This is a genomic window from Rhizobacter sp. (assembly GCF_031412495.1).
GTDB lineage: Bacteria > Pseudomonadota > Gammaproteobacteria > Burkholderiales > Burkholderiaceae_C > Schlegelella_A.
Window position 1 is genome coordinate 1 of sequence record NZ_JANODC010000154.1, and the last position, 2189, is coordinate 2189.

3 protein-coding genes are annotated in these 2189 nt (G+C 72.3%); 1 reads left to right on the forward strand and 2 read right to left on the reverse strand.

What is annotated here, in order from left to right:
• Positions 1–617 (reverse strand): carboxyl transferase domain-containing protein (locus AC30N0_RS05605; protein WP_489516942.1); only part of this gene is annotated, 617 nt, incomplete at its 3' end.
• Positions 618–623: 6 nt separating this feature from the next.
• Positions 624–1532, reverse strand: coding sequence for an SDR family oxidoreductase (locus AC30N0_RS05610; protein WP_489516943.1), 909 nt, complete (start codon positions 1530–1532; stop codon positions 624–626).
• A 111-nt stretch (positions 1533–1643) separates the two neighbouring features.
• Between AC30N0_RS05610 and AC30N0_RS05615 the strand changes: the two genes are divergently transcribed.
• Positions 1644–2189: thiolase family protein (locus AC30N0_RS05615; RefSeq protein WP_489516944.1), on the forward strand; the 546-nt coding region annotated here is incomplete at its 3' end.

The window sequence follows — 2189 nt, forward strand, 5'->3', positions numbered from 1 at the left end:
ACCATGATCACGTGGTCGGACAGGCCGGTCATGTAGGCGCCGCCTGCCGTCGACGAGCCGTGCACGACCGCGATCACCGGCAGGCCGGCGGCCGACAGGCGGGCGAGGTTGCAGAAGAGCGTGCCGCCGCGGACGAACTGCTCGACGCGGTACTTGAGGAGGTTGGCGCCGGCGGACTCGACCAGGTGCACGAAGGGCAGCCGGTTCTCCAGCGCGATCGCCTGCGCGCGCAGCAGCTTCTCGAGCCCCTGCGGCTGCAGCGCGCCGGCATCGATGCCGGCGTCGTCGGCCACGACCATCACCCGCGTCCCGGCGACGACGCCGATGCCGACGATGGCGCCGCCGCCCGGCACCGAGCGCTCGGCGTCCTCGCTGTCCTGCCGCCAGCCGGCGAGGGTCGAGAGCTCGAGGAAGGGCACGCCAGGGTCGAGCAGGCGGGCGACGCGCTCGCGCGGCAGGAGCTGGCCGCGCTTGTCGAACAGCGCTTCGGCGCGTGCGCTGGCAGCGCGCGTGCGCGCCTCGAGGGCGCGCCAGCGCTCGATCAGGGCCAGCGTGTGGTCGTGATTGGCGCGGAACTCGTCGCTGCCGGTGTCGAGCTGCAGGCAGAGCGCTGGCATCGCGGCTCAGCGCCCCTCGAGCACGCGCGGCGTGCCGGCGAGATGGAAGCCGTCGAAGGGCGGGGTGGTCGCGCCGCTGCCGACCTCGGGCCAGACGCGCTTTGCGTTCGGCGCCGCGCCGTCGACGCGCAGGCAGGAACCGGAGACGAAGGCCGCCGCCGGCGAAAGCAGGAAGACGATCGCCGCCGAGACCTCGCTCTCGGTGCCGAGGCGGCGCAGCGGCACGAGCTCGGGCAGGCCGCGCAGCGTCGCCTGCATCTCGGGCGGGTAGCGGTCGAGGCCGCTCGATGCGATCCAGCCCGGCGCCACGGCGTTGACGCGGACCGGCGCCCACTCGAGCGCCGCGGTCTCGGTGAAGTTGAGCATGCCGGCGCGGGCCGCGCCCGAGTGGCCCATGCCCGGCATGCCGCCCCACATGTCGGCAATGATGTTGACGATGGCGCCGCCGTTCAGGCGTGGCGGCCGATCGGCTGCGTCGCTGCCGGAGGTCGCAGCGAGCATCCATTGCGTGACGCACTCGCGCGCCATGAGGAAGCCGCCGGTGAGGTTGTTGCGCACGACCGCGTCCCAGCCCTTGGCGCTGATCGAGGCGAGCGGCGCCGGGAACTGGCCGCCGGCGTTGTTCACGAGGGCGTCGATGCGGCCGTGCCGGGCCAGGATCGCGGCGATCGTGCTCCGCACCGTCTCTTCCTCTCGGATGTCGCACGCATGCGTGGAGCAGATGCCGCCGGCGGCCTCGATCTCCCGTCGCACCGCCTCGAGCCTGTCGATGCGCCGGCCGACGACGGCCACCGCGGCGCCGAGCGACGCGAGCTCGTGCGCCGTGCAGCGGCCGATGCCTGAGCCGCCGCCGGTGACGACGACCGCCTGGCCCTGCAGGAGCCCCGCTGCGAAGATGGATCGATAGCCCGTCATGTGCCTGCGTTCAACCAAGCACCTGCTCGGTGCCGGCGAGTGTGCCCAGCCGGATAATCTTGTCAATGCGGGCGACCGTCGTCGCCGCCGCGTCTTCGGAGCCCTCCTGCCATGACCCACGCCATGATCTTCGACGCCGTGCGCACGCCGCGCGGCAAGGGCAAGAAGGACGGCAGCCTGCACGAAGTCAAGCCGGTCGACCTGCTCGCCGGGCTGTTGACGAAGCTGCAGAAGCGCCTTGCGTTCGACCCCGCGCAGCTCGATGACGTGGTCATGGGCGTGGTCTCGCCGGTGGGCGAACAAGGCTCGGTGATCGCCAAGACGGCGGCGCTCAAGGCCGGCTGGGATGTCAGGGTCGCCGGCATGCAGGTCAATCGCTTTTGTGCCTCGGGCCTGGAGGCAGTGAACCTCGCCGCGCAGAAGGTCGCGAGCGGCTGGGAAGACATGGTCGTCGCCGGTGGCGTCGAGAGCATGTCGCGCGTGCCGATCGGCAGCGACGGCGGCGCCTGGGCGCAAGACCCCGAAACCAACTGCGCGACCGGCTTCGTGCCGCAGGGCATCGGCGCCGACCTGATCGCCACGCTCGCCGGTTGGGAGCGCGACGATGTCGACCTCTATGCGCTGATCTCGCAGCAGCGCGCCGGCGCGGCGCAGGCG

Excerpts from the sequence above, each read along its gene's own strand:
- AC30N0_RS05610 (WP_489516943.1), bottom strand. The coding sequence starts at position 1,532 with ATGACGGGCTATCGATCCATCTTCGCAGCGGGGCTCCTGCAGGGCCAG.